This window comes from Amycolatopsis iheyensis (assembly GCF_024703995.1).
GTDB classification, from domain to species: Bacteria; Actinomycetota; Actinomycetes; order Mycobacteriales; family Pseudonocardiaceae; genus Amycolatopsis; species Amycolatopsis iheyensis.
This window is the reverse complement of sequence record NZ_JAMXQV010000006.1, coordinates 251,057-276,028: the sequence shown is the minus strand read 5'-3', so window position 1 is coordinate 276,028 and position 24,972 is coordinate 251,057. Positions and strand designations below refer to the sequence as shown.

General features: G+C 73.9%; 2 protein-coding genes and 1 pseudogene. All 3 read right to left on the bottom strand.

All coding sequences use genetic code 11. The annotated features are described in order from the left end of the window. Nucleotides 1-2 precede the first annotated feature (2 nt). Nucleotides 3-926, bottom strand: a complete 924-nt coding sequence (locus M8542_RS13660; RefSeq protein WP_257920491.1) for a GHMP family kinase ATP-binding protein — start codon at nt 924-926, stop codon at nt 3-5. 11 nt (nt 927-937) lie between these two features. Next, on the bottom strand, nt 938-4,915 hold the full coding sequence (locus M8542_RS13655) for a non-ribosomal peptide synthetase (protein ID WP_257920490.1): 3,978 nt from the start codon (nt 4,913-4,915) through the stop codon (nt 938-940). Further along, a pseudogene (locus tag M8542_RS13650) lies at nt 4,912-24,960 on the bottom strand (non-ribosomal peptide synthase/polyketide synthase); the annotation flags it as partial. The gene M8542_RS13655 and the pseudogene M8542_RS13650, both read right to left, overlap by 4 nt. Nucleotides 24,961-24,972 lie beyond the last annotated feature (12 nt).

Below are 24,972 nucleotides of genomic sequence, written 5' to 3'. Positions count from 1 at the left end.
ACTCACCTCTCGGTTGCGAACTGCCAGGTTTCGGTCACGTCGAGCCGGGTCGCGGCGAACTCCAGCCGCGCCGGGGTTTCGGCGTCGGTCGCGTCGAAGAGCAGGCCGGCGACGTCGCCGCTGTGGGCGACCTGCACGCCGACGGCCCCGGCCGCGCGGGCGACGGCGAGGATGTCGTCCAGCCCCGGCACGGGCAGGTGGCGCTGGTTGAGCAGGGTGCTGGCGGTGGCGACGCGGCCGAGCAGGCCCGCGTCGCCGTCGGCCACGGCCCGGCGCAGCAGGCCGCGCAGCGGGCGGAACGCCTCGATCTCCCACGACGTGTAGCGCGCGGGCGTGAGTTCGAGCGTGTCGACGCCGCGGCCGCCGGGGCTGGTGCCGAAGCCCAGCACGGCCAGCGGCATCAGCTCGCCGAGGTCCTCGATCGGCTCGCCTTCCCGGTGGGCGAAGAGCACCGCCCGGCCGCCGTACATCAGCGAGTCCGACGCGGTTTCGGCTTCCACGGCCAGCGCGCCGACCTCGGCCGGGGGCAGGTCGCGGCCGGTCGCGGCGAGGACCGCGCCGATCGCCGACGTCACGTCCGCCGTCGACGAGCCGAAGCCGCGGCAGAGCGGGATGTCACTGGTGAGGTCGAGCAGCCCGCCCGGCACCGGGTGCCCGAGCCGGGCCAGGGTCAGGTCGGCGGCGCGGCGGGCCTTGGTGCGCCACGCGGGCCGCACGGTCGTGCCGGTGTCCTCGGTCGGCAGGAAGGTGGCGCGGGTGCTGTAGAGCGGGCAGGGCAACGTGACGAGCCCGCGGCGCAGCCGGTCGCCGGCGGCGAACACGCCTTGCAGGATCTCGCCGTGGTGGGCATCGACGCGGAAGCTGCCCGCCCGCGGGTCGGTGACGGTGGCGGGGGCCGGTGCGGCGACCGCGAGGTCTTCGGTCATGGCGTTCTCCTTCACTCGTCGGCGGTCACGGCGAGCCCGGCCAGCACGGCCCGGGCCAGCTCCGCCACGTGCGGCGGTTCGACCATGTCCCAGTGGTGGCCCGGCACCGGCGTCACCGTGAGCTCGCCGCGCGTGCGGGCGCGCCAGCTCTCCGGCCGCACCTCCGGGCGGCCCTTCACCGGGTGGGTGCCGGTGGAGGTGATGAGGTGGATGCCGGCGTCGACGACGGCCCGGCAGCGGTAGGCCTCGACGGCGTCCTTGCCGGCCAGGTAGACCCGGGCCATCTGCTCGACGACGGCGTTGCCCGCGACCTCCGAGACCATGCCGCGGTCACGGGCCTCGGCGAGCATCTCGTCGAGGGTGTCGGCGGCTCCCGGAGCCAGCTTCAGCACGGCTTCGCCGAACCACGCGAGGGGGTCGCTGGTGTCGACCTCCGGGAGCGGGTTGCCGTAGTCGTCGACACCCAGGACGGTTGCGTCGATGATGCACAGGTGCTCGACCGGGCGGCCCGCGGCTTCCAGCTGGGCGGCCATCTCGAACGCCACCGAGCCGCCCTGGGACCAGCCCGCGAGCCGGATCGGGCGCTCCCCCACGACCGGGAGCAAGTCGGCGACGAACGCCGCGGCCAGCTCTTCGATGGTGTGCACCGGGTCTTCGCCGGGGGCGAACCCGGGCGCCTGCAGGCCGAACACCGGCAGCGCCGGGTCCAGCTCGGCGACCAGCTGCAGGTACGGGAACGGGCTCCCGGCGGTCGGGGGCAGCAGGAACAGCGGTGCGACCCCCGCGCGGCCCGGCGACAGCGGGACGACCAGTCCCCCGGAGTTGTCCCCGGCGCGGATGAGGTCGGCCAGCGCGCGGATCGTCGGGGCGCGGAACACCTCGGCGAGCCCGACGGTCGCACCCAGCTCGGCCTTGATCCGGTCGACCAGCACCACCGCGAGGAGCGAATGGCCACCGACGTCGAAGAAGCCGTCGGTGACGCCGACGCGGCGGCCCAGCAGGTCCTCCCACAGTTTCGCCAGGGCCATCTCCAGTTCGTCGCGCGGCAGCACTCCGGACGTCGACACCGGGGCGGCGTCCGGAGCGGGCAGTGCGACGCGGTCGATCTTCCCGTTCGACGTGAGCGGCAGGGTGTCCAAAGTGGTCAGCGTCGACGGGACCATGTACTCCGGTAGCCGCTCGGCCAGGTGCGCCCGCAACGCGTCTGCGTCCACTGTGGATGGTGAGACGTACCCGGCGAGCGCGCCGTCGCGGACCACCGCGACCGCTTCCGCGACGCCGGGACCGCCGACCAGAGCGGCTTCGATCTCGCCCAGCTCGATGCGGTAGCCACGCACCTTGACCTGGTGGTCGGTGCGGCCGACGAACTCCAGCCGGCCGTCCGGCAGGTACCGGGCGAGGTCGCCGCTGCGGTAGAGGCGGCCCGGGCCGAACGGGTTGGCGACGTACTTCGCGGCGGTCAGGCCTGGGTTGCCGGCGAAGCCACGCGCGACGCCCGCCCCGCCCGCGTACAGCTCGCCGGTGACGCCGACCGGGACCGGCCGCAGGTGCTCGTCGAGGAGGTAGACCTCGGTGTTCCAGATCGGCCGGCCGACCGAGATCGGCGTGGTGACGCACTCGGCGGCGGGCAGCAGGTTGATCACGTTGGCCACCGACGTCTCGGTGTGGCCGTACTCGTTGGCCACCACGACGTCGGGGGCGTGCTCGCGCCAGAACTCCAGGGCCTCGGCGGTGAGTTGTTCGCCGCCGACGACCAGGTGCGCGGCCGCGCCGGCGGCTTCCGGCGCCAGGCAGCGGCGCAACGGCTCGAGGTGGGCCGGGGTCAGCTTGACGAAGCTGAACTCGCGGCCGCTGGACAGGACGTCGGCGAGGCCCGCCACCGGGTGCTCGTCCTCGGGCACCAGCGTCACGGTCGTGCCGCACAGCAGCGGCAGGAACAGCCCGGTCACAGTCAGGTCGAAGGCGAGCGACGAGTGCACCGGGGCGCCGTCGCCCTCGTCGGCGCGGTAGGCCTGGCGGCACCAGTCCAGGTAGTGCAGCACCCCGCGGTGGCTGATCTGGACGCCCTTGGGGCGGCCGGTCGAGCCGGAGGTGTAGATGACGTAGGCGAGGTTCTCCGGATCGACGACCGGGTCCTGCCACGGCACGGGGTCGTCGGCGACCGGCTCGTCGGCGTACACCACGACTTCGCCGAGGTTCTCCCCGGCGTACCGGCGAGTGGTGACGAGGACGCGCGCGCCGGCCTGACGGAGCATGTACTCCTTGCGGTCCTGCGGGTAGGCCGGGTCCAGGGGGATGTAGTGGCCGCCGGTCTTGAGGACGGCGAGCAGCACCGGCAGCAGCAGCGGGCCGCGTTCGCAGAGCACGCCGACCGGGGTCTCGACGCCGACGCCGTGGGCACGCAGCCGCTGGGCCAGCCGGGTCGCGCGGGCTTCCAGCTCGGCGTAGGTCAGTTCGGTCTGTCCACAGCGGACGGCGACCGCGTCCGGGGTGGACACCGCCTGGGCGGCGATCCTCCCGTGCACGGTGCCGCGCAGGTACGGCTCGGCGGTGTCGTTCCAGGTCTCCAGCAGCAGCTCGCGCTCGGCCGCGCCGAGGACGTCCACTTCGGACAGCCGGACACCGGGCCGGGCGGCCAGTTCGGTGAACAGCCGGACGAAGTGCTCGCCCATTCGCGCCATCCGGGCTTCGTCGAACAACGCGGTCGCGTATTCGAGGACACCTTCGACGGACCCGTCGGCCTGGCGGACGAAGGAGATCATCAAGTCGAACTTCGCCGTCGTCGACGGCAGGTCCACCGGGGACACCCGCAGCTCGCCCAGGTCGGGCGAGCCGGCCGAGGAGTCGTAGACGGCGAACGTGACCTGGACGACCGGGGTGTGCGCGAGGTCGCGCTCCGGCGCCAGCTCTTTCACCAGCACCTCGAACGGCAGGTCCTCGTGCGCCTGGTCGGCCAGCCGGGCCACGCGGACGCGGTCGGCGAGGGTGGCGAAGTCCGGGTCGCCGGACAGGTCACCGCGGGCGACGACGGTGTTCACGAAGAACCCGACCATGTGCTCCAGCTCGGCCCGGCCGCGCCCGGCGACCGGGGTGCCGACGGCGATGTCCTCGCGGCCGGTGTGCCGCCCGAGCACGACGTACGCGGCGGCCAGCAGTGTCATGAACGGCGTCGCACCGACGGCCTTGCCCTGCTCGACCACGGCGGAGGCGGCGTCCGCGGGGATGGTGAACCGGGCCGACGCGCCGTGGTGGTCGCGCTGGGCCGGACGTGGGCGGTCGGCGGGCAGCTCCAGGGTCTCCAGCCCGGCGAGCCGCTCCGTCCAGTACGCGAGATCGGCGGTGTGCGCGTCCACCCGGGACTGTTCCCAGGCCGCGAAATCCGCATAGGACAGTTCGATCGGCGGCAGTTCGGCGCCGGTGTAGAGCTTGCGCAGGTCGTCCATGAGGATGGGCAGGGACCAGCCGTCGCAGGCGATGTGGTGGACGTTCAAGGCGAGCACGTGCCGCTCCGGCGCCTCGCGGACCAGCAGCGCCCGGAACACCGGCCCGGCCGCCAGGTCGAACGGACGGCTGACGTACTCGGTCAGCACCGCTTCGAGGTCGCCCTCGACCACCGGCAGGTCGACCGGGCCCGCGGCCTCGATCACCTGGCGCGGCCGGTTGTTTTCCGCGGTGTAGGTCGTGCGCAGGATCTCGTGCCGCGCCACCAGGGCGTCGAGCGACCGTCGGAGCGCGTCGACGTCGAGGGCGCCCTCGAGCCGCAGGAGCAGCGGCACGGCGTACTCGGCGCTGTCCGGGTCGAGCCGGTCGAGGAACCACAGGCGTTGCTGCCCGGCCGACAACGGCAGCGGCGTACTCCGGTCGGCCCGGCCGAACGCCCGGGCCGGCGCGGTGGCCGCCCGGCCGCGCAGCCGCTTCGCGAGCACCGCGGCCCGCAGCCGCGCGGCGCGCTCGGCGTCGGTCTCGGGGCGGATGTCGAACGTGGTCATGCGCTGGCCTCCTCGGAAAGGGAGTCGAGGAGCTCCTGCTCGGACATGCCGGCGAGCTCGGCCTCGATCTCGGTGTGGACCACGGCGGCGAGCGCGGCGACCGTGGTGGTCTGGAACAGCACGGGCAGGGCGAGGTCGACGCCGAACGCGGCCTGCAGCCGCATCCGGACCTTGGCGGCGAGCACGGAATGCCCGCCGAGGGCGAAGAAGTCGTCACCGAGCCCGACGCGGGGCACCCCCAGCACCTCGGCCCAGATGTCGGCGATCAGCTGCTCCTCGGGACTGCTCGGGGCGACGTAGTCCGCGGTCTCCTCCGCCGGTTCGGGCAGCGCGGCCCGGTCGAGCTTGCCGCTCGTGGTGACCGGCAGCGCGTCGAGCACGACGAACGCGCTCGGCACCAGGTGCTCCGGCAGGCGCTGCCCGAGGAACGTCCGCAGCTCGGCGCCCGTCACGTCGCCGGCGACGTAGGCGACCAGGCGTTTCTGCCCGGCCGGGTCGGGCTTGGCGAGGACGACCGCCGCGGTGAGCGCCGGGTGCGCCCGCAACGCCGACTCGACTTCGCCGAGCTCGATGCGGAAGCCGCGGATCTTGACCTGGTCGTCGGTCCGGCCGAGGAACTCCAGGTCCCCGGCGCGGGTGCGGCGGACCAGGTCGCCGGTGCGGTACATCCGGCCGCCCGCCGGGTTCGCCACGAACCGGCTCGCGGTCAGGCCCGGTCGTCCGAGGTACCCGCGGGCCAGGCCCGGGCTCGCGACGTACAGCTCGCCCGCGACGCCCGGTGGCACCGGCTGGAGCCGGTCGTCCAGGACGTACGCCTGGGTGTGCTTCAACGCGGCGCCGATGGTCACCGGGGCGCCGACCACCAGGGGTTCGGACACCGTCGAGACGACCGTGGCCTCGGTCGGGCCGTACATGTTGAGCATCCGGCGGCCCGGCGCCCACTTCGCGACCAGCTCCGGCGGGCACACGTCGCCGCCGACGACGACCGTCCGGAAGTCCGGCAGGTCCGGGTCTTCGACGGTGGCCAGGGCCGCGGGCGGGATCAGCGCGTGCGTCACGCGGCCCTCGGCGAGGACGTCCCGCAGCTGGTCACCCAGCAGCGGACCGGGTGGGGTGACGACCAGGGCCGCGCCGGTCATCAGCGACGCGCACAGCTCCAGGATCGACGCGTCGAAGCTCGGCGACACGTACTGCAGGACCCGGTCGCCCGGCCCGACCCGGTAGGCGGCGATGGTGTTGGCCACCAGGGTGCCGAGGCCGGCGTGACTGACGACGACACCCTTCGGCCGTCCGGTCGAGCCCGAGGTGTAGATCACGTACGCCGCGTTCTCGGGCCGTACTTCGACGGCCGGCGAGCTGTCGTCCATTGTGGACTCCGGCAGCTCCCGCAGCGTCAGCACCGGGTCGGCGTCGTCGAGCATGTACCGGATGCGCTCGGCCGGGTAGCTCGGGTCGATCGGCAGGAACGCCGCCCCGGTCTTGACCACCGCGAGCTGCGCCACGACCAGGTCGGCCGAGCGCGGCAGCAGCAGCGCGACCACCGTTTCCGGTGCGGCCCCGCGTTCGCGCAGGACCCGGGCGACGCGGTTGGCCGCCGCGTCCAGCTCGGCGTAGGTGAGCGAGTACGGCCCAGCCACCACGGCCGGGGCGTCCGGGGTCCGCCGCACCTGCGCCTCGACCAGCCCGGCGAACGTGCCACCCGGGGCGGTACCGGCCAGGGGCGCGAGTTCGGCGGCGTCCAGCATCGGGACGCGGTCCACCGGCCGCGCCGGGTCGGCGGCGAACCCGGCCAGCAGGCGCAGGTAGCGGTCGGCGAACGCGGCGACCGTGTCCTCGTCGAACAACGCGACCGGGTATTCGAGCACGCCGCCGACCTCGCCGGAGGCCTGCTCGCGCAGCACCATCGCCAGGTCGAACTTGGCCGCGCCGGTCTCGACGCCGAGGGGCTCGCAGTCGAGGCCGGCGAGCTCCCAGCCGCCTTCGGACACCGTCTGCAGCGCGAACATCAGCTGGATCAACGGGTTCCGGCTCGGGTCGCGGTCGGGCCGCAGCTCGGCGACGACCCGGTCGATCGGGACTTCCTGGTGGCTGAAGGAGTTCAGCGCGGTCTCGCGGACCCTTTCCAGGAGTTCGCCGAAGCCGGGCGAGCCGGTCAGGTCCGCGCGCAGGGCGAGGGTGTTGACGAACTGGCCGATCAGCCGCTCGGTGTCCGGGTGGTCGCGGCCGGCGACCGGGCTGCCGATCGCGAACTCACGCAGCCCGGTGTGCCGGGAGACGAGCACCTGGAACCCGGCGAGCAGGGTCATGAACAGGCTCGCCCGGGCTTCCGCGCCGACCTCGCCGAGCCGGGTCGCCAGTGCGGCGGGCACGGTGAACTCGTAGCGCGCGCCGCGCGGGTCGCGCACCGGCGGCCGCGGGCGGTCCGTCGGCAGCTGCACGACCTGCGGCACCCCGGCCAGCTGCGCTCGCCAGAACTCGACGGCCGCCTCGGTCGGCTGGGACCAGGCCGCGACGTCGGCGTACTGCACCGGCAGCGGCGGGAGGTCGGCGCCCGCGTAGAGGTCGCGCAGCTCCTCGGCGAGGAGGCCTTCGGACCAGCCGTCGAGGACGATGTGGTGCGCCGAGAGGACCAGGACGTGGTCGTCTTCGGCGAGCCGCCCGAGGGCCGCGGCGAAGACCGGTCCGGTGGCGAGGTCGATGCCCCGCAAGGCCAGGAACGGCTCGATCGCGTCGATCTCGGTGACCGGCAACGGCACCGGCCCGGCGGGGTCGACGACCTGCTTCGGCTCGCCGTCGATCTCGACGAACCGCGTGCGCAGGATCTCGTGCCGCTGGACCAGCTTGGTCAGCGCGGCGGAGAGGGCGTCGACGTCGAGGGGGCCGCGGAGGCGGACCGCGTTGGGCACCAGGTATTCCGCGCTCGAGGGCGCCATCCGGTCGGCCAGCCACATGCCGACCTGCACCCCGGCCAGGGGCGCCGGGCCGTCGGGCCGCTTCGGGATGGCCTCGAACTCGCGCTTGGTGGCGCGGCTGACGGCGTCCGCCAGTTCCGCGACCGTGGGCGAGTCGAAGATCAGCCGGATCGGGATGTCCGCCGAGAGCCGCTTGCGCAGCTCCGCGACCACCCGCACGCCCAGCAGGGAGTGCCCGCCCAAGTCGAAGAAGTTGTCGTCGGCGCCCACCCGCTCGACGCCGAGGACGTGTTGCAGCACTCCGGCGACCAGTTCCGCGACCGGGCCCTCCGGGGCCCGGTACTCGGCGCCGGCCGCGGCGGGCGCGGGCAGCGCCTTGCGGTCGATCTTGCCGCTGGTCGTCGTCGGGAACTCGGGCAGCACGCTCAGCGCCGTCGGCACGAGGTAAACCGGCAGCCGCGCACGCAGCTGCTCGCGGATCTCGCCCTCGGTGAGCGTGACGCCGGCCTGCGGCGTGACGTACCCGGCGAGCCGCTTGTCCCCCGGCACCGGCTGCCACACCGTGACCGCGGCTTCGCGGACACCGGGCAGTTCCAGCAGGACCTGCTCGACCTCGCCGGGCTCGACGCGGATGCCGCGGATCTTGACCTGCGAGTCCTGGCGGCCGAGGAAGGTCAGCGCGCCGTCGGGGGTGCGCAGCCCGCGGTCGCCGGTGCGGTAGAGCCGCTCCCCCGGCTCGAACGGGCTCGCGAGGAACGCCGACGCCGTCTTGCGCGCGTCGCCGAGGTAGCCGCGGGCGAGGCCGACGCCGCCGATGAACAGGTCACCGGGGACGCCGATCGGGACCGGCCGCAGGTGCTCGTCGAGGACGTGGATCTGGTTGTTCGCGATCGGCGAGCCGACGCTCACCGAGCCCGCACCGTCCAGATCGGACCGGAGGCATTCGCGCATGGTCGAGTCGATCGAGACTTCGGTGGCGCCCCACTGGTTGTGCAGGGTGGCGGTGTCGCCCAGGCGGTCGAAGAACAGCTTCAGCAGCTCCGGCTGCAGGGCTTCACCGCTGGTGATGACGTTCCGGACCGTCTTCAGCGCGGCCCGGTCGGCCGGGGTCAGCTGCTCCAGGAACAGGGTGAGCATGCTGGGCACGAACTGCAGGTTGGCGACGCGGTGCTTGATCGCGCCGGCCAGGATGGCCGCCGGGTCGCGGTGCAGGCCCGGCGGGATCAGCGCCACGCGGCCGCCGACGATCAGCGGCCAGAGGCATTCCACGGCGGCGTCGTCGAAGACGAGGGTCGTCTTCTGCAGGACGCTTTCGCCCGGCTGGAGTCGGTAGGTGTCCTGGTGCCAGCGCAGCCGGTTCACCCAGCCGCGGTGGGTGCTCGCGACGCCCTTCGGCTTTCCGGTGGAGCCGGAGGTGTAGTAGATCGACACCAGGTTGTCCGGGTGCGCGGTGTCCGGCAGCTCCGGTGCTTCACCGTCCAAACCGGACACTTCGAGGAAGGCCACCCGGTCGCTCTGCGGGCTCGGCGCGCCTTCGTTGACCAGGCAGACCGGCGAGTGTGCGTCGCCGAGGATGCCGAGCACCCGCGGTTCGGGCGCGTCGGTCTCGATCGGGACGAACGCGCCGCCGGCCTTCAGGATGGCCACCAGGCCGACGATCAGGTCGATCGAGCGGTCCATCCGCAGGCCCACCGGGACGTCCGGGCCGACGCCGTGCTCGACCAGGCGCGCGGCGAGTACCCCGGCCCGGCGGTCCAGCTCGGCGTAGCCGATGCTCTCGTCGAGGTATTCGACGGCGATCGCACCCGGGGTTCGGCGGGCCTGCTCGGTGATCAGGTGGTGCAGGCAGGCCGACTCGTCGTAGGCGACGACCGTGTCGTTGACGCCGTGGACGAGGTGGTTCCGCTCGGCCCGGCTCAGCAGGTTCAGCTCGCCGACGGGGGTTTCGGGTGCCTCGGCGAGCTGGCTCAGGAGGGTCGTGAAGTGGCCGGCCATGCGTTCGATCGTGGTGGCGTCGAACAGCGCGGTCGGGTACTCGAAGATGCCGGTCAGGGCGCCGTCGGCGTCCTGGGCGAGCGCGAGTTCGAGGTCGAACTTGCTCACCCGAGTGTCGACGGCCAGCTTCTCGACGTCGAGGCCCGCCAGCGCCCAGCCCGCCTCTTCGTTGTTCTGCAGGGCGAACACGATCTGCACCAGCGGGGTGCGGGTGAGGTCGCGCTGCGGGCGCAGCAGCTCGACGATCCGGTCGAACGGGACGTCGTCGTGGTCGAACGCGGCGAGCGTGCTGGTGCGGACGCGGGCCAGCAGCTCGGTGAAGGCCGGGTCGCCGGTCAGGTCCGCGCGCAACGGCACGGTGTTGACGAAGTGCCCGATGAGCGGCTCGGTCTGCGGGTGGCCGCGGCCGGACACCGGGGTGCCGATCGCGAAGTCCCGCAGGGCGGTGTAGCGGCTGATCAGCACCTCGAAGGCGGCGAGGACGGTCATGAACAGGCTGGCGCCGTGCTCGGCGCCCAGTCGCTGCAGCCGATCGACGACTTCGGCGGGGACGTGCACCGGTGTCTTGGCGCCGGCGATGTCCCGGGTGAGCGGCCGCGGCCGGTCGGTGGGCAGCTCGGCGACGTGCGGCATCCCGGCGAGGGCTCGCTGCCAGAACGCGAGCCCGGCTTCGTCGGACGCGGCGGCTTGCCACGCGGCGACGTCGCCGAACTGCACCGGCAGGGCCGCGGGCCGGGTTCCGGCGTAGTGGTCGCGAAGGTCGGCGGCCAGGACACCCATGGACCACCCGTCGGCGACGATGTGGTGCATGACCAGCACCAGCACGTGCTCGCGCTCCGACACGCGCCCCAGCGCGGCCCGGCAGACGGGACCGTGCTCGAGGTCGAGCGGGTTCTCGAGCTGCGAGCGCACGAAGGCGTCGATGTCCGGCACCTCGGTCACCGGCAGCAAGACCGCGCGCACCGGGTCCACCACCTGCACCGGCTCGCCATCCACCTCCAGGAAGCGGCTCCGCAGCACCTCGTGCCGTGCCACCACCGCGGACAGCGCGCTCGCCAACGCCCCCACGTCGAGGTCGCCCCCGACGCGCAACACCAGCGGCACCAGGTACTCCGCCGAACCCGGCGCGAGCCGCTCGGCGAACCAGAGTCCGCGCTGCACCGGCGACAGCGGCGTCCGCGCCCCGGCGGGCCGAACCGGGATCGGCTCGAAGTCCACAGTGGACGCCGCCGGCACCAGCCGGGCCAGCGCGGCGATCGTCGGCGCCTCGAACAGCGCCCGGACCCCCAGCCGCACGCCGAACTCCGTGCGCATCCGGCCGGTCACCTTCGCCGCCAGCAACGAGTGCCCGCCGAGGGCGAAGAAGTTGTCCTCCACCCCGGGCGAAGGAACCCCGAGCACGTCCGCCCAGATCGCCGCCAGCGCGATCTCGATCGGGGTGCGCGGAGCCACGTGCCCGGCGACGACCCGCCGCGGCGCGGGCAGTGCCGCCCGGTCCAGCTTGCCGTTCGCGGTCCGCGGCAGCTCGGCGAGGGGCACGAGCACCGACGGCACCAGGTGCTCCGGCAGCCGCGCGGCGGCGAACTCCGACAACACCGCCGGATCGACGGTCCCGACGACGTAGGCCACCAGCAGCCCGTCCCGGACCACGACCGCCACCTGCGTGACGCCCTCGTGCGCGGCCAGCACGGCCTGCACCTCGCCCGGCTCGACGCGGAACCCGCGGATCTTGACCTGGTCGTCGGTCCGGCCGGCGTACTCGAGCACGCCCTCGGCGGTCCACCGCGCGAGGTCACCCGTGCGGTACATCCGCGCCCCCGCCGCGAACGGCGAGGCGACGAACCGCTCGGCCGTCGCGCCCGGCGCACCGAGGTACCCCAGCGCCGTGCCGACGCCGGACAGGTACAGCTCGCCGACCACCCCGGCGGGCACCGGCCGCAGCCTGGAGTCGAGGACGTACGCGTGCTTGCCGGTCAGCGGCCGCCCGATCGGGACCGGGCCGTCGACCGTCTTGACCTGGTGGAACGTGCTGAAGCCCATGGTCTCGGCCGGGCCGTAGCCGTTGATCACGGCGACGTGCGGGTACTCCCGGAGCACCTTGGCCAGGTGCGCGGGCGAGGCGGCCTCGCCGCCGGTCATCGCGCGGCGGACGGTCCCGAACACCGCCGGGTGCTCGTCGACCAGGAAGTCGAACAGGCTGGCCGAGACGTCCAGGACCGTGACGTCGTGCGCCAGCACGAGGTCCTCGATCAGCGCCGGCTCGGGCCGCTGGCCGGGCTGGAGCACGACCGTGCCGCCGGCCAGGAGCGGGCCGAGCAGCTGCGTGCCGAACGCGTCCCACGACACCGGCGCGCACTGCAGCCACACGTCGTCGGGGCCGAACCCGGCGTAGTCCTGGCCGGTCAGCGTGCCGACGACCGCGCGGTGCGGGGCCGCGACCGCCTTGGGCACCCCGGTGGAGCCGGAGGTGAACATGACCACGGCGAGGTCGTCCGGGCTGCCCGGCAGGCCGAGCGCACCACCGTCGCGCACGGCGATCGCCGCCGCGTCGGCGACCACGTCGATCCGGCGCCACGGCAGGTCTCGGCCGTCGGTGACGACGACGGCGGCCGACGTCCGCCGCAGGGCGCCGACCAGGCGATCGGCCGGGAAGTCCGTGTCCAGCACGGTGTAGGCGGCGCCGGCCTTGAGCACGGCGAGCAGCGCGACAGCCAGTCGCGGCGAGCGTCCGATGTGGACGCCGACCAGGTCGCCGTGCCGGACGCCCTCGGCGACCAGGTGCCGGGCGAGCCGGTTGGCCTCGGTGTCGAGCTGCCCGTAGGTCAGCGGCGTGCCCTCGAAGAGCAGCGCGGTGGCGTCCGGTGCCCACTGGGCTTGCCGCTCGACCAGGTCGTGCAGCCGCATGGCCGGAGCAGTGACCTCGGTCGTGCCGTGGGCCAGCAGTTCGGCCCGCTCACCGGCACCGAGGACGTCGAGGTCCACAACGGACACGTCCGGCGTGGCGACGGCCGCGGTGAGGAACCGCGCGAACCGCTGGGCGATCGAAGTGGCCGTGGCCGTGTCGAACAGGTCGGCCGCGTACTCCAGCTGCCCGGTCAGGCCGGCCGGGTGGCCCTCAGCGGTGTGGTTCTCCTCGATGCCCGCGGTGAGGTCGAACTTGGCGACGTCCCGCCGGACCGTGACACCTTCGGTGGCCAGCCCCGGCAGGCTGAGCCGCGCGGTGGCGTTGTTCTGCAGCACCAGCATCACCTGGAACAACGGGTGCCGGGCCGCCGACCGGGCCGGGTTCAGCTCCTCGACGACCCGCTCGAACGGGACGTCGGCATGCGCCAGCGCGGCCAGCCCGGCGTCGCGGACGCGGGCCAGCAGCTGCCGGAACGTCGGCTGCCCGGAGACGTCGGTGCGCAGGACCAGGGTGTTGACGAAGAACCCGGCGAGATCGTCCAACGCGGTGTCGCCACGACCCGCGACGGCGGTCCCCAACGGCACGTCGTCCCCGGCGCCGAGCCGGGACAGCAGGGCCGCGAACCCGGCCTGCAGCGCCATGAACAGCGTCGCGCCGCTCCCCCGGGCCAGGTCGGCCAGTCCCCTGTGGACGTCCGCGTCGAGCGTGAACTCCACGGAGCCACCGCGGTGGCTCGCCACGGCCGGGCGCACCCGGTCGGCGGGCAGGGCCAGCTCCTCCGGTGCGCCGGTGAGCGCGTCGCGCCAGAACGCCAGCTGGTCGGTGAGCTCCGCCTCGTCGAGGACTTCGCGTTGCCAGAGCGTGTAGTCCACGTACTGCACGGGCAGCGGCGCCCAGTCCGGGGCGTGCCCGTCGAGGCGGGCGGGGTAGGCCGTCGCCAGGTCGCGCCACAGCGGCGCGGCCGACCAGCCGTCGGACGCGATGTGGTGCAGGACCAGCAGCAGCACGTGGTCGTCGGCGGAAACCGAGACCAGGTGCGCCCGGATCGGCAGTTCGGCGCGCAGGTCGAACACGTGCGCCGCGGCCTCGGCGAGGACGTCGTCCAGCGCGTCCTCTGTGGACTGGGTGAGCGTCCACGGCACCGCGGGCGCGGTCAGGATCTCCTGCCACGGCTCGCCTTCGTGGGAGGGGTACACCGTCCGCAGCGACTCGTGCCGCTCGACGACGTCGGCCAGCGCCGCCTGCAGGGCGGGCACGTCGAGTGAGCCGCGCAGGCGGAGCGCACGCGGGACGTCGTAGCCGGCGTTGGCCTCTTCGGCCTGGTCGACGAACCACAGCCGCTGCTGCGCGAACGACAGCGGCAGCCGCTGGGGCCGCTCGCGCCGCGTCACCGGCGGGCGGGCCGGGGCCGCGTCGCCGAGGACTTCGGCGAGCCCGGCGACGGCCGGGGTGCGGAACAGGTCGCGGATGCCCAGCTCGACACCGAGCACCGCGCGGACGCGGCCGATCAACCGTGCGGCCAGCAGCGAGTGCCCACCCAGGTCGAAGAACCCGTCGTCCAGGCCGACCTCGGGCAGCCCGAGCACGTCGGCGAACAGTCCACAGAGGACGTTCTCGGTGCGGGTCCGCGGCCGCCGCCGGGACGCCGCCGCGAAGTCCGGCGCGGGCAGCGCACGGCGGTCCAGCTTGCCGTTCGCCGTGCGGGGCAGCGCGTCCAGGGGGACGATCGCCGACGGCACGAGGTAGTCCGGCAGCCGGTCGGCCAGGTACGCCCGCAGCGCCGCGGGCTCGGCCGAACCGACGACGTAGCCGATCAGCCGGCCGTCGCGGACGACGACCGCGGCCTGCTCGACACCGTCGTAGCGGGCCAGCACCGCCCGCACTTCCCCGGGTTCGACGCGGAAGCCGCGGACCTTGACCTGGTCGTCGGCGCGGCCGACGTACTCGAGCACGCCGTCGGCGCGCCAGCGGACCAGGTCGCCGGTGCGGTACATCCGCTCCCCGGCCGCGAACGGGTTCGCCACGAACCGCTCGGCGGTCGCCGCTGGCAGGCCCCGGTAGCCGTCGGCGAGACCGTGGCCCGCCAGGTACAGCTCGCCCGTGACACCGGGAGCGGCGAGGTTGAGCTGCGGGTCGAGGACGTACGCGCGCTTGCTCGCGACAGGCCGGCCGATCGGGATCGCCGTCCCGCCGAGGTCGGCTTCGGTGATCGGGTGGAACGTCGTGTAGCCCATGCTCTCGGCCGGGCCGTACCCGTTGATCAGCGCGACGTCCGGGTACTCGCGCAGCGCCTTGGTGACGTGCCCGACCGACGCCGGCTCGCCGCCGGTCATCGCCCGGCGCAGCACGGCGAAGACCTGCGGCTCCTGGTCGAGCAGGTAGTTGAACAGGCTCGCCGAGGCGTGCAACACGGTGACGCCGTGCTCGACGACCAGCGCGGCGATCCGTTCCGGCTCCGGGTTCTGCCCGGGCTGCAGGACCGTGCGGCCGCCGTAGAGCAGCGCGCCGAACAGCTGGAGCGCGAAGCCGTCCCACGACACCGGCGCGCACTGCAGCCACACCTGGTCCGCGTCGAACGTCGCGTAGCCCTGGCCCATCGTCGCGACCACCCCGCGGTGCGAGGTCGCAACGCCCTTGGGGACGCCGGTCGAGCCGGAGGTGAACATGACGCAGGCCAGGTCGGCCGGGGTCAGCTCGACGGCCGGGTTCGTGGTGTCCGGGTGGCTCGGCAGGGACTTCAGCACCCGCTTGACGCCCGCCTGCTCGGTGACCGCGGCCAGGCGCTCGGCCGGGTAGCTCGGGTCCAGCAGGGTGTACGCGGCGCCGGACTTGAGCACGCCGAGCACCGCGATCGCGAAGTCGAAGCCGCGCTCCATGAGGACACCGACGACCTCGCCGCGCCGGATGCCGTCGTCGAGGAGGTGGTGGGCCACCTGGTTGGCGCGCGTGTTCAGCTCGCCGTAGGTCAGCGACTCGCCCTCGAACAGGATCGCGACGGCTTCGGGGTCCTGCCGTTCGACGATGGTGTGCAGGCAGTCCACGGGCAGCGGCTCGATCCCGGCCGCGTGACCCGATGCCAGGACGAGGTCGCGTTCGGCGGTGGTGAGCACGTCGAACGCCGTCACCGACGTCGAAGGCGCGTCGGCGATCTGCTCCAGCAACCGGACGAACGCCGTGGCCAGGCGCTCGGCTGTGGCGGCGTCGAACAACGCGGTCGCGTACTCGAAGGCGCCGGTGATCCCGCCGCCGTCGCCGTGTTCCTCCAGGGCGGCGGTGAGGTCGAACTTGGCGACCGCACGGGTCACCTCGTAGGGCGCACACTCCACTCCGGACAGGGCGGGGGCCGGCGCGTCCTGCTGCAGCACCAGCATCACCTGGAACAGCGGGTGCCGGGCCGCCGACCGGGCCGGGTTCAGCTCCTCGACCAGGCGCTCGAACGGGACGTCGTCGTGCTCGAACGCGCCCAGGTCGGCTTCCCGGACGCGGTCCAGCAGCTCGGTGAACGCCGGGGCGCCGCCGAGGTCGGTGCGCAGGACCACGGTGTTGACGAAGAACCCGACGAGGTCGTCGAGGACCGGGTCCGGCCGCCCGGCGACCGGGGTGCCGATCGGGATGTCGTCGCCGGCGCCGAACCGCGCCAGCAGCGTGGCGAGCGCGGCCTGCAGGACCATGAACAGCGTCGCGCGTCGTCCGGTCGCCAGCGCCAGCAGCCGGGAGTGCAGCTCGGCCGGGATCGTGACGGCCGCGGAGCCGCCGGTGTGGTCGGCGGTGGCGGGCCGGACGCGGTCGTAGGGCAGCGCCAGTTCCTCGGGCAGCCCGGCGAGCGCGTCGGTCCAGTAGGTGAGGTCGCTGTCGAGTTCTCGTTGCCAGAGCGTGTAGTCCGCGTACTGCACCGGCAGCGGCGTCCACTCGGGAGCGTGGCCGTCGAGCCGGGCCGCGTACGCGTCGGCGAGGTCGCCGAGCAGGACCGGGATCGACCAGCCGTCGCCGGCGATGTGATGGGTCAGCACCAGGAGCACGTGCTCGTCGCCCTCGCTGAACAGCCACGACCGCACCGGCGGCGCGGCGGCCAGGTCGAACGGCGTCCGCGCGGCGTCGGCGACCGAGCCGGCGCCGATCTCGAACGGGACTTCGAAGGAGTCCAGGATCACCTGGTGCAGACCGGACTCGTCCTCGGCGTAGTACGTGCGCAGGGCTTCGTGCCGACCGGCCACATCGGACAGTGCCGCCGCGAGCGCGCCGGTGTCGACCTCGCCGCGCAGCCGCAGCGCCATCGGCATGTGGTAGGCGGTGTCGGCGGGGTCCAGCCGGGCCAGGAACCAGAGCCGCTCCTGGCCGGGTGCCAGCGGCAGGCGGTCGGGCCGCGTGCGCCGGGTGACGGCCGGGCGGGCCGCGACGGCGTCGCCGAGGCTTTCGCTCAGCCCGGCCACGGTCGGGTTCGCGAACAGCGCCCGCACGGTGACGTCGAGGCCGAGCACCGCCCGGATCCGCCCGGTCAGCCGGGTGGCGAGCAGGGAATGCCCGCCGAGGTCGAAGAAGCCGTCGTCGACCCCGACCTCGGGCACGCCGAGGACCTCGGCGAACAGCTCGCAGAGCGCGAGCTCGGTCGCGGTACGCGGGACCCGGCCCGCACCGGTTTCGACGGCGGGCGCGGGCAGCGCCTTGCGGTCGAGCTTGCCGTTCGGCGTGCGGGGCAGCTCGTCGAGGAGCACGAACGCCGAGGGGACCATGTACCCCGGCAGCGCGGCGGCCAGGTGCCGGCGCAGTTCTTCGGCTTCGACCGGCGCGCCGGGCACGACGTAGGCGACCAGGCGCTTGTCGCCGGGCCGGTCCTCGCGGACGACGACCGCGCGCAGCGCGACCGCCGGGTGCGCGGCCAGCACGGTCTCGATCTCACCCAGCTCGATCCGGAAGCCGCGGATCTTGACCTGGTGGTCGACGCGGCCGAGGAACCGCAGCTCGCCGTCGCGGCGGCGGGCGACCAGGTCACCCGTGCGGTACATCCGCTCCCCGTCGGCGAACGGGTTCGCGACGAACCGGTCGGCGGTCAGGTCGGGGCGGCCGAGGTAACCGCGCACGACGCCGTCGCCGGCGAGGTACAGCTCACCCGGGACACCCGGCGGGACCGGCCGCAGCGCGCGATCGAGCACGTAGACCTGCGTGTTGGCGATCGGCGTCCCGATGGTCGGCGACCCCTCGCCGACGCGGGCGGTGGTGGACCAGATCGTCGTCTCGGTCGGGCCGTACATGTTGGTCACCGACGCGGCGCGGGCCCGCAGCGCGACCGCGAGGTCGTCGGGCAGGGCTTCGCCGCCGACCAGGACGTGCACGCCGGAGAGGTCGGCGGGCTCGGCGAGCAGCGCGTGGAACAGGCTCGGCGTCGCCTGCAGGAACGTGGCGTCCTCGGCGAGCGCGGCCAGGGCACGGGAGTCGCGGACGTCGTCGCGGCTCGCGAGCACGACCGTGGCCCCGGCCAGCAGCGGCGCGAAGATCTCCAGGCCGGCGATGTCGAACCCGACGGTGGTGACGGCCAGCAGCCGGTCGCCGGCGGTGATGCCGAACCGCGCCACCATGTCCAGGAGGAAGTTCAGCAGTGGCCGGCGCGGGACGACGACGCCCTTGGGGCGGCCGGTCGAGCCGGACGTGAAGATCACGTACGCCGGGCTGTCCGGCGACGCGGTGTGCCGCGGGTTCTCCGCCGGGCCCTCGAAGACGAGTTCGTCGCGGGTGAGGACGAGGGCCGGGTCGGCGTCCTCGAGCATCATCGCGAGGCGGTCGGCCGGGTAGTCGAGGTCGAGCGCGAGGTAGCCGGCACCGGTCTTGAGCACCGCCAGCATGGCGACGACCAGCTGCTCGTCACGCGGCAGCGAAAGGGCGACGTACCGCTCGGGCCCGGCGCCGCGCCCGGCGAGGTGCCGAGCGAGCCGGTTGGCGCGGGCGTTGAGCTCGGCGTAGGTGAGCGTGGTGGCACCGAACTCCAGCGCGGGCGCGTCCGGCGTGCTCGCGGCCTGGGCCTCGAACAGCTCGATCACCGACGTGTCCGGGACCTCGACCGCGGTTCCCGCGTTCGCGGGGTCGATCGCCGCGGCCTCCGCAGGGGCCAGCAGATCCACTGTGGACAGCGGCGCCGCGGGGTCCTCGACGGCGGCGGCGAGCAGCCGCGCGAACCGGTCGGCGAGGTCGGCCGCGGTGCCGGGCTCCACGAGGTCGGTGGCGTACTCGAGGTAACCGCCGATCCCGGCCGGCCGGCCGTCGTCGGTGTGCTCCTCGAGGTTCAGGGTGAGGTCGAACTTCGCGGTCGCCGTGCTGACCGGCACGTCCGCCGCGGTCAGGCCGGGCAGGGCCAGGTTGGCCGCCACATTGTTCTGCAGCGCCAGCATCACCTGGAACAGCGGGTGCCGCGCGGTGGAGCGGGCCGGGTTGAGCCGCTCGACGACCCGCTCGAACGGGACGTCGGCGTGGTCGAACGCCTTCAGCGACGTCTCCCGGACGCGGTGCACCAGCTCGGTGAAGGTGGGGTCGCCACCGAGGTCGGTGCGCAGGACGAGCGTGGTGACGAAGAAGCCGACGAGGTCGTCGAGCGCGGCGTCCGGGCGGCCGGCCGACGGGGTGCCGATCGCGACGTCCTCACCCGCGCCGAGCCGGGACAGCAGCGCGGCGAACCCGGCCTGCAGCACCATGAACAGCGTCGCGTGCTCACCGCGGGCCAGCTCCAGGAGCCGGGCGTGCAGGTCCGCGTCGAGCGTCACGGGCAGGGTGGCGCCGCGGTGGCTCGCGACCGGCGGCCGCGGGTGGTCGAAGGGCAGGTTGATCTCGTCGGGCAACCCGGCGAGCGCGTCGGCCCAGTAGCCGGCCGAGTCGTCGGTCAGGTCCTGCTGCCACAACGCGTAGTCCGCGTATTGCACCGGCAGCGACGTCCACTGTGGAGTGTCACCCGTGGTGCGGGCGGTGTACGCGGCCGAGAGGTCCCGCAGCAGCGGGGCGAACGACCAGCCGTCGCTCGCGATGTGGTGGGTGACGACGACCAGGACGTGTGCGTTCCCGTCGGGGACCAGCGCGGCCCGGATCGGGAGGTCGGTGGCCAGGTCGAACGCGCGCGCGGCGAACTCGGCGACGTCCACCGCGCCCTCGGTCCACGGCAGCTCGGTGACCGGCCGGATCTCCTGGCGCGGGACGCCACCGGCGCTCGGGAACACTGTCCGCAGCGCCTCGTGGCGCTCGAGGACGTCGGCGAACGCCTGCCGCAGGGCGGCGACGTCGAGGTCACCGGTCAGCCGCAGGGCACGCGGCACGTTGTAGGCCGCGCCCGCCTCCTCGAGCTGCTCGACGAACCACAAGCTGCGCTGGGCCGACGACAGCGGCAGCACCGCCGGCCGCGGTCGTGCGACGACGGCCGGACGGGCCGCGCGAGCGCTGTCGAGGACCGCGGCGAGGGCGGCGACCGTCGGCGCGCGGAAGACGTCCGCGACCCCGATCCGGGCGCCCAGCACCGCACCGATCCGGGCGACCAGCCGGGCCGCGAGCAGGGAATGCCCGCCGAGGGCGAAGAACCCGTCGTCGACGCCGACCTCGCCGGCGCCCAGGACGTCGGCGAACAGTCCACAGAGGACTTCCTCGCGCGGGGTGCGGGGCGCCCGGTTCGTGCTCGTGCGCTCCGGCGCGGGCAGCGCGCGCCGGTCGAGCTTGCCGTTCGCGGTCAGGGGCAGCGTGTCGAGCAGCACGAACGCCGACGGCACCAGGTGCTCCGGCAGCCGCTCGGCCAGGTGGGCGCGGAAGTCGGTCGGCTCGCCAACGACGTAGGCGACCAGCAGCTTCTGGCCGGGCCGGTCTTCGCGCACGACGACGGCCGATTCGGTGACGGCCGGGTGCGTGCCCAGCGCGGTGCGGATCTCGCCGGGCTCGACGCGGAACCCGCGGATCTTCACCTGGTCGTCGGCCCGCCCGACGTACTCCAGGACGCCGTCGGCCCGGCGGCGCACCAGGTCACCGGTGCGGTACAGCCGCGCCCCCGCCTCGAACGGCGACGCCACGAACCGGACGGCGGTGAGGTCCGGCCGGCCCACGTAGCCGTCGGCGATCCCGCCGCCGGCGGCGTACAGCTCGCCGACGACGCCGGGCGCGACCGGCCGCAGCCGCTCGTCGAGCACGTACGCGCGCTTGCCGTGCAGCGGCACGCCGATCGGGATCGGCGTGCCGGTCAGGTCGGCGCGCGTCACGCGGTGGGCACTGACGAAGATCATGTTCTCGACCGGGCCGTAGGCGTTGGTGAAGGCCACGTCCGGGAACGTCTCGACGGCCCGGGTCAGGTGCGCGACCGAAGCCGCTTCCCCACCGGTGTAGACCTCGCGGACCTGCTCGAACACCGCCGGGTATTCGTCGAGGAGAAAGTTGAGCAGGCTGGCGGAAGCGAACATCGTCGTGACGTCGTGGCGCGCGACCAGCTCGGCGATCAGGGCCGGTTCCGGCTTCGGACCCGGCTGCAGCACGCAGGCGGCGCCGGTGAGCAGCGCGCCGAACAGCTCGAACGCGAAGGCGTCCCAGGAGACGGGCGCGGTCTGCAGCCAGACGTCACCGCCATAGCCCTGGCCGAGGATCGTCGTGGTGACGGCTTCGTGCGAAGCGACGACACCCTTCGGCGTGCCGGTGGAACCGGAGGTGAACATGACGCAGGCCGGCCCGGCCGGGGACACCGCGCGTCGCGGGGCTGCCGTCGTGGGCTCGACGAAGGACAGGTCGTCCAGCACGACCGGCGCGTCGACCTGCGCGGCCAGCAGCTGCCGCCGCTCGGCGGGGAACGACGGGTCCAGCAGCGTGTAGCCGCAGCCGGCCTTGAGCACGCCGAGGATGGCGGCGACCAGGTCCGGGCCGCGGTCCAGGCCGATCGCGACGATCCGCCCGGCCGGGATGCCGCTCAGCAGCGAGGCAACGCCATTGGCCCTGGCGTCCAGCTCAGCGTAGGTGATGGTTTCGGCTTCGAACAGCAGCGCGGTGGCCTCGGGCGTGCGGCGAGCGTGGCCCTCGATCACCTCGTGCAGGGTGACCGCGGGTGCGCCGGGCGCGCGCATCCCACCGGTCGTGGCCTGGGCGTGCTCGGCGGCGTCGAGGAGGTCGAGGTCGCCGAGGCGGGTGTCGGGGCGCTCGGCGACGGCGGTCAGGACCCGCAGGAGCCGGCCGGCCAGCGCGGCGGCAGTGTCGCGGTCGAACAGGTCGCTCGCGTACTCCAGGAGACCGGTCAGCTCGCCGTCGCGCTCCTCGAAGATCGCGGCCAGGTCGAACTTCGCGTAACCGATGTCGACGCGCTCGCCGGTGGCCCGGACCCCGTCGAGGTCCAGCTCGGCGGCGAGGTTGTTCTGCAGGACCAGCAGGACCTGGAACAGCGGGTGGCGCCCGAGCGAGCGGGCCGGGTTCAGCTCCTCGACGACCCGCTCGAAGGGCACCTCGGAGTGCTCGAACGCGGCCAGGCACGTCTCGCGGGCCCGGTCGAGCAGTTCACGGAACGTCGGGTCGCCGCCGGTGGCGGTGCGCAGGACGACGGTGTTCACGAAGAACCCGACGAGGTCGTCGAGGGCGGTGTCGGTGCGCCCGGCGACCGGCGAGCCGACCGGGACGTCGTCGCCGGCGCCGAGACGGGTCAGCAGGGCGGCGAACGCGGCCTGCAGCACCATGAACAGGGTCGCGCCCTCGTCGGCGGCCAGGGCCGCCAGCTTCCGGTGCACATCGGCGGGGACGTCCATCGGGACAACGCCGCCGCGGTGGCTCGCGACCGCCGGACGCGGCCGGTCCGCGGGCAGCGGCAGCTCCTCGGGCAACCCGGCCAGCGCGTCGCGCCAGTACGCGAGGTCGCGCTCGACCGGCAGCTCGCGTTGCCACAGCGTGTAGTCCGCGTACTGGACCGGCAGCGGCGTCCACTGTGGAGCGACTCCGGCGATCCGCGCCGCGTAGGCCTCGCCGACCTGGCGCAGCAGCGGCGCCATCGACCAGCCGTCGCAGGCGATGTGGTGCACGACCAGCAGCAGCACGGCGGTGTCGCCGGGCAGGTCGAACAGCGTGGCGCGGATCGGCAGCTCGCGGGCGAGGTCGAAGCCGGCCTCGGTGGCGGCGGTCAGGTCGGTCGCAAGGGTGTCCTCTGTGGACTCTTGCCGCGTCCAGGGTACTTCGCCGCCGGGCAGGATGTGCTGCACCGGCTCCTCACCGTCGCTGGTGAAGATCGTCCGGAGGGCCTCGTGCCGGGTGAGGACGTCACCGATGGCCGACCGGAGCACCCCGGCGTCGATCGGGCCGGTCAGCCGGACCGCCTGCGGGACGTGGTAGCTCGCGTTCCCGGTGTCGGCTTGGTCGAGGAACCACAGCCGCCGCTGGGCGAACGACAGCGGCATCGGCTCGGGACGCCGCCGCGGGGTGAGCGGGACGCGTGCCGGGGCGGCGGTTTCGAGGACCTCGGCGAGGGCCGCCGGGGTCGGCGCGCGGAAGACGTCGCCGATCGCCGCTTCGAGGCCGAGGGTGGCGCGGATGCCGGAGACGAGCTTGGCCGCGAGGAGGGAGTGGCCGCCGAGGGCGAGGAAGCCGTCGTCGATGCCGACGCCCTCGACGCCGAGGACCTCGGAAAACAGGGTGCAGAGCGCGGCTTCGCGCGGGGTGCGCGGTGCGCGGCCGGTGCGGGCGGCCGCCCAGTCGGGGGCGGGCAGGGCCTTGCGGTCGAGCTTGCCGCTCGGGGTCAGCGGCAGCTCGTCGAGGACGACGAACGCGGCCGGGACCATGTACTCGGGCAGGTGCTCGGCGAGTACCGCGCGCAGCGCCTCGACGTCCGGGGCGGCGCCGTCGGGCACGAGGTAGCCGACCAGGCGCTGGTCACCCGCGCGGTCTTCGCGGGCCAGCACGCACGAGCCGCCGACGCCGGGTTGGCGGTCGAGAACGGCTTCGATTTCGCCGAGTTCGACGCGCAGGCCGCGGATCTTGACCTGGTGGTCGGTGCGGCCGAGGTAGTGCAGTGCGCCGGTTTCGTCCCAGCGGGCGAGGTCGCCGGTGCGGTACATCCGCTCCCCGTCGGCGAACGGGCTCGCGACGAACCGCTCGGCGGTGAGTCCGGGCCGGCCGTGGTAGCCGCGGGCCAGCTGGATCCCGGCGAGGTACAGCTCGCCCGCTTCACCCGGTGCGACGGGCCGCAGCCCAGCGTCCAGGACGTAGGTGCGGGTGTTCCACACCGGACGTCCGATGGGGACAGTCGTCTCGGCGGGGGCGCAGGCCCAGTACGTGACGTCGACCGAGGCTTCGGTGGGGCCGTACAGGTTGTGCAGCTCGGCGCCGGGCAGGGTGGCGAAGAACCGGGCCTGCAGTTCGGCGGGCAGCGCCTCGCCGCTGCAGAGCACGCGGCGCAGGCCGGTGCAGGTCGCGGCCGCCGGGTCGAGCAGGAAGGCCTGCAGCATCGACGGGACGAAGTGGACGGTCGTGATCCGCTCGGCGCGGATCACCTCGGCCAGGTAAGCGGGATCGCGGTGCCCGCCGGGCCGCGCGACGACGAGCGTGGCGCCGGTCAGCAGCGGCCAGAAGAACTCCCAGACGGAGACGTCGAAGCTGGACGGCGTCTTCTGCAGCACGCGGTCTTCGGCGGTGAGGCCGTACTGGGCCTGGGTCCAGGTCAGCCGGTTGACGATGCCTTCGTGCGGCACCAGGACACCCTTGGGGCGGCCGGTCGAGCCGGAGGTGTAGATGGCGTAGGCCAGGTCCTTCGTGGACACTTCCGGCGCGGTGGCCGGGTTCGCGTCGCAGTCGATTTCGGTTTCGTCGAGGAGGATGGTCTCGGCGGCGAAGCGGTCCGCGTAGTGGCGTTGGGTGAGTACGACCGGGGCCGCGCTGTCGGCGACCATGTAGGCCAGCCGGTCGGCCGGGTAGTCCGGGTCGAGCGGGACGTAGGCGCCGCCGGCCTTGAGCACCCCCAGTAGGGCTACCACGAGCTCAAGGGACCGGTCGGCACAGACGCCGGTGAGGACACCGGGGCCCACGCCCCGCTCGACCAGGAGATGCGCGAGCCCGTCGGCTCGGTGGTGCAGTGCGCGGTAGGTCAGGGACTCGCCTTCGAACACCAGCGCCGTCGCGTCCGGGGTGCGGGCCGCCTGCTCGGCGAGCAGCCGGGTGAGCGTGCGGCCCGCCTCCGGGACGTCGGTGGTGGTGTCGTTCCAGGCCGCCAGCAGCTGCCGGGCGTCGTCGTTCACGGTGATCAGCTCCAGTTCGTTCACTGCCGGCGGGGA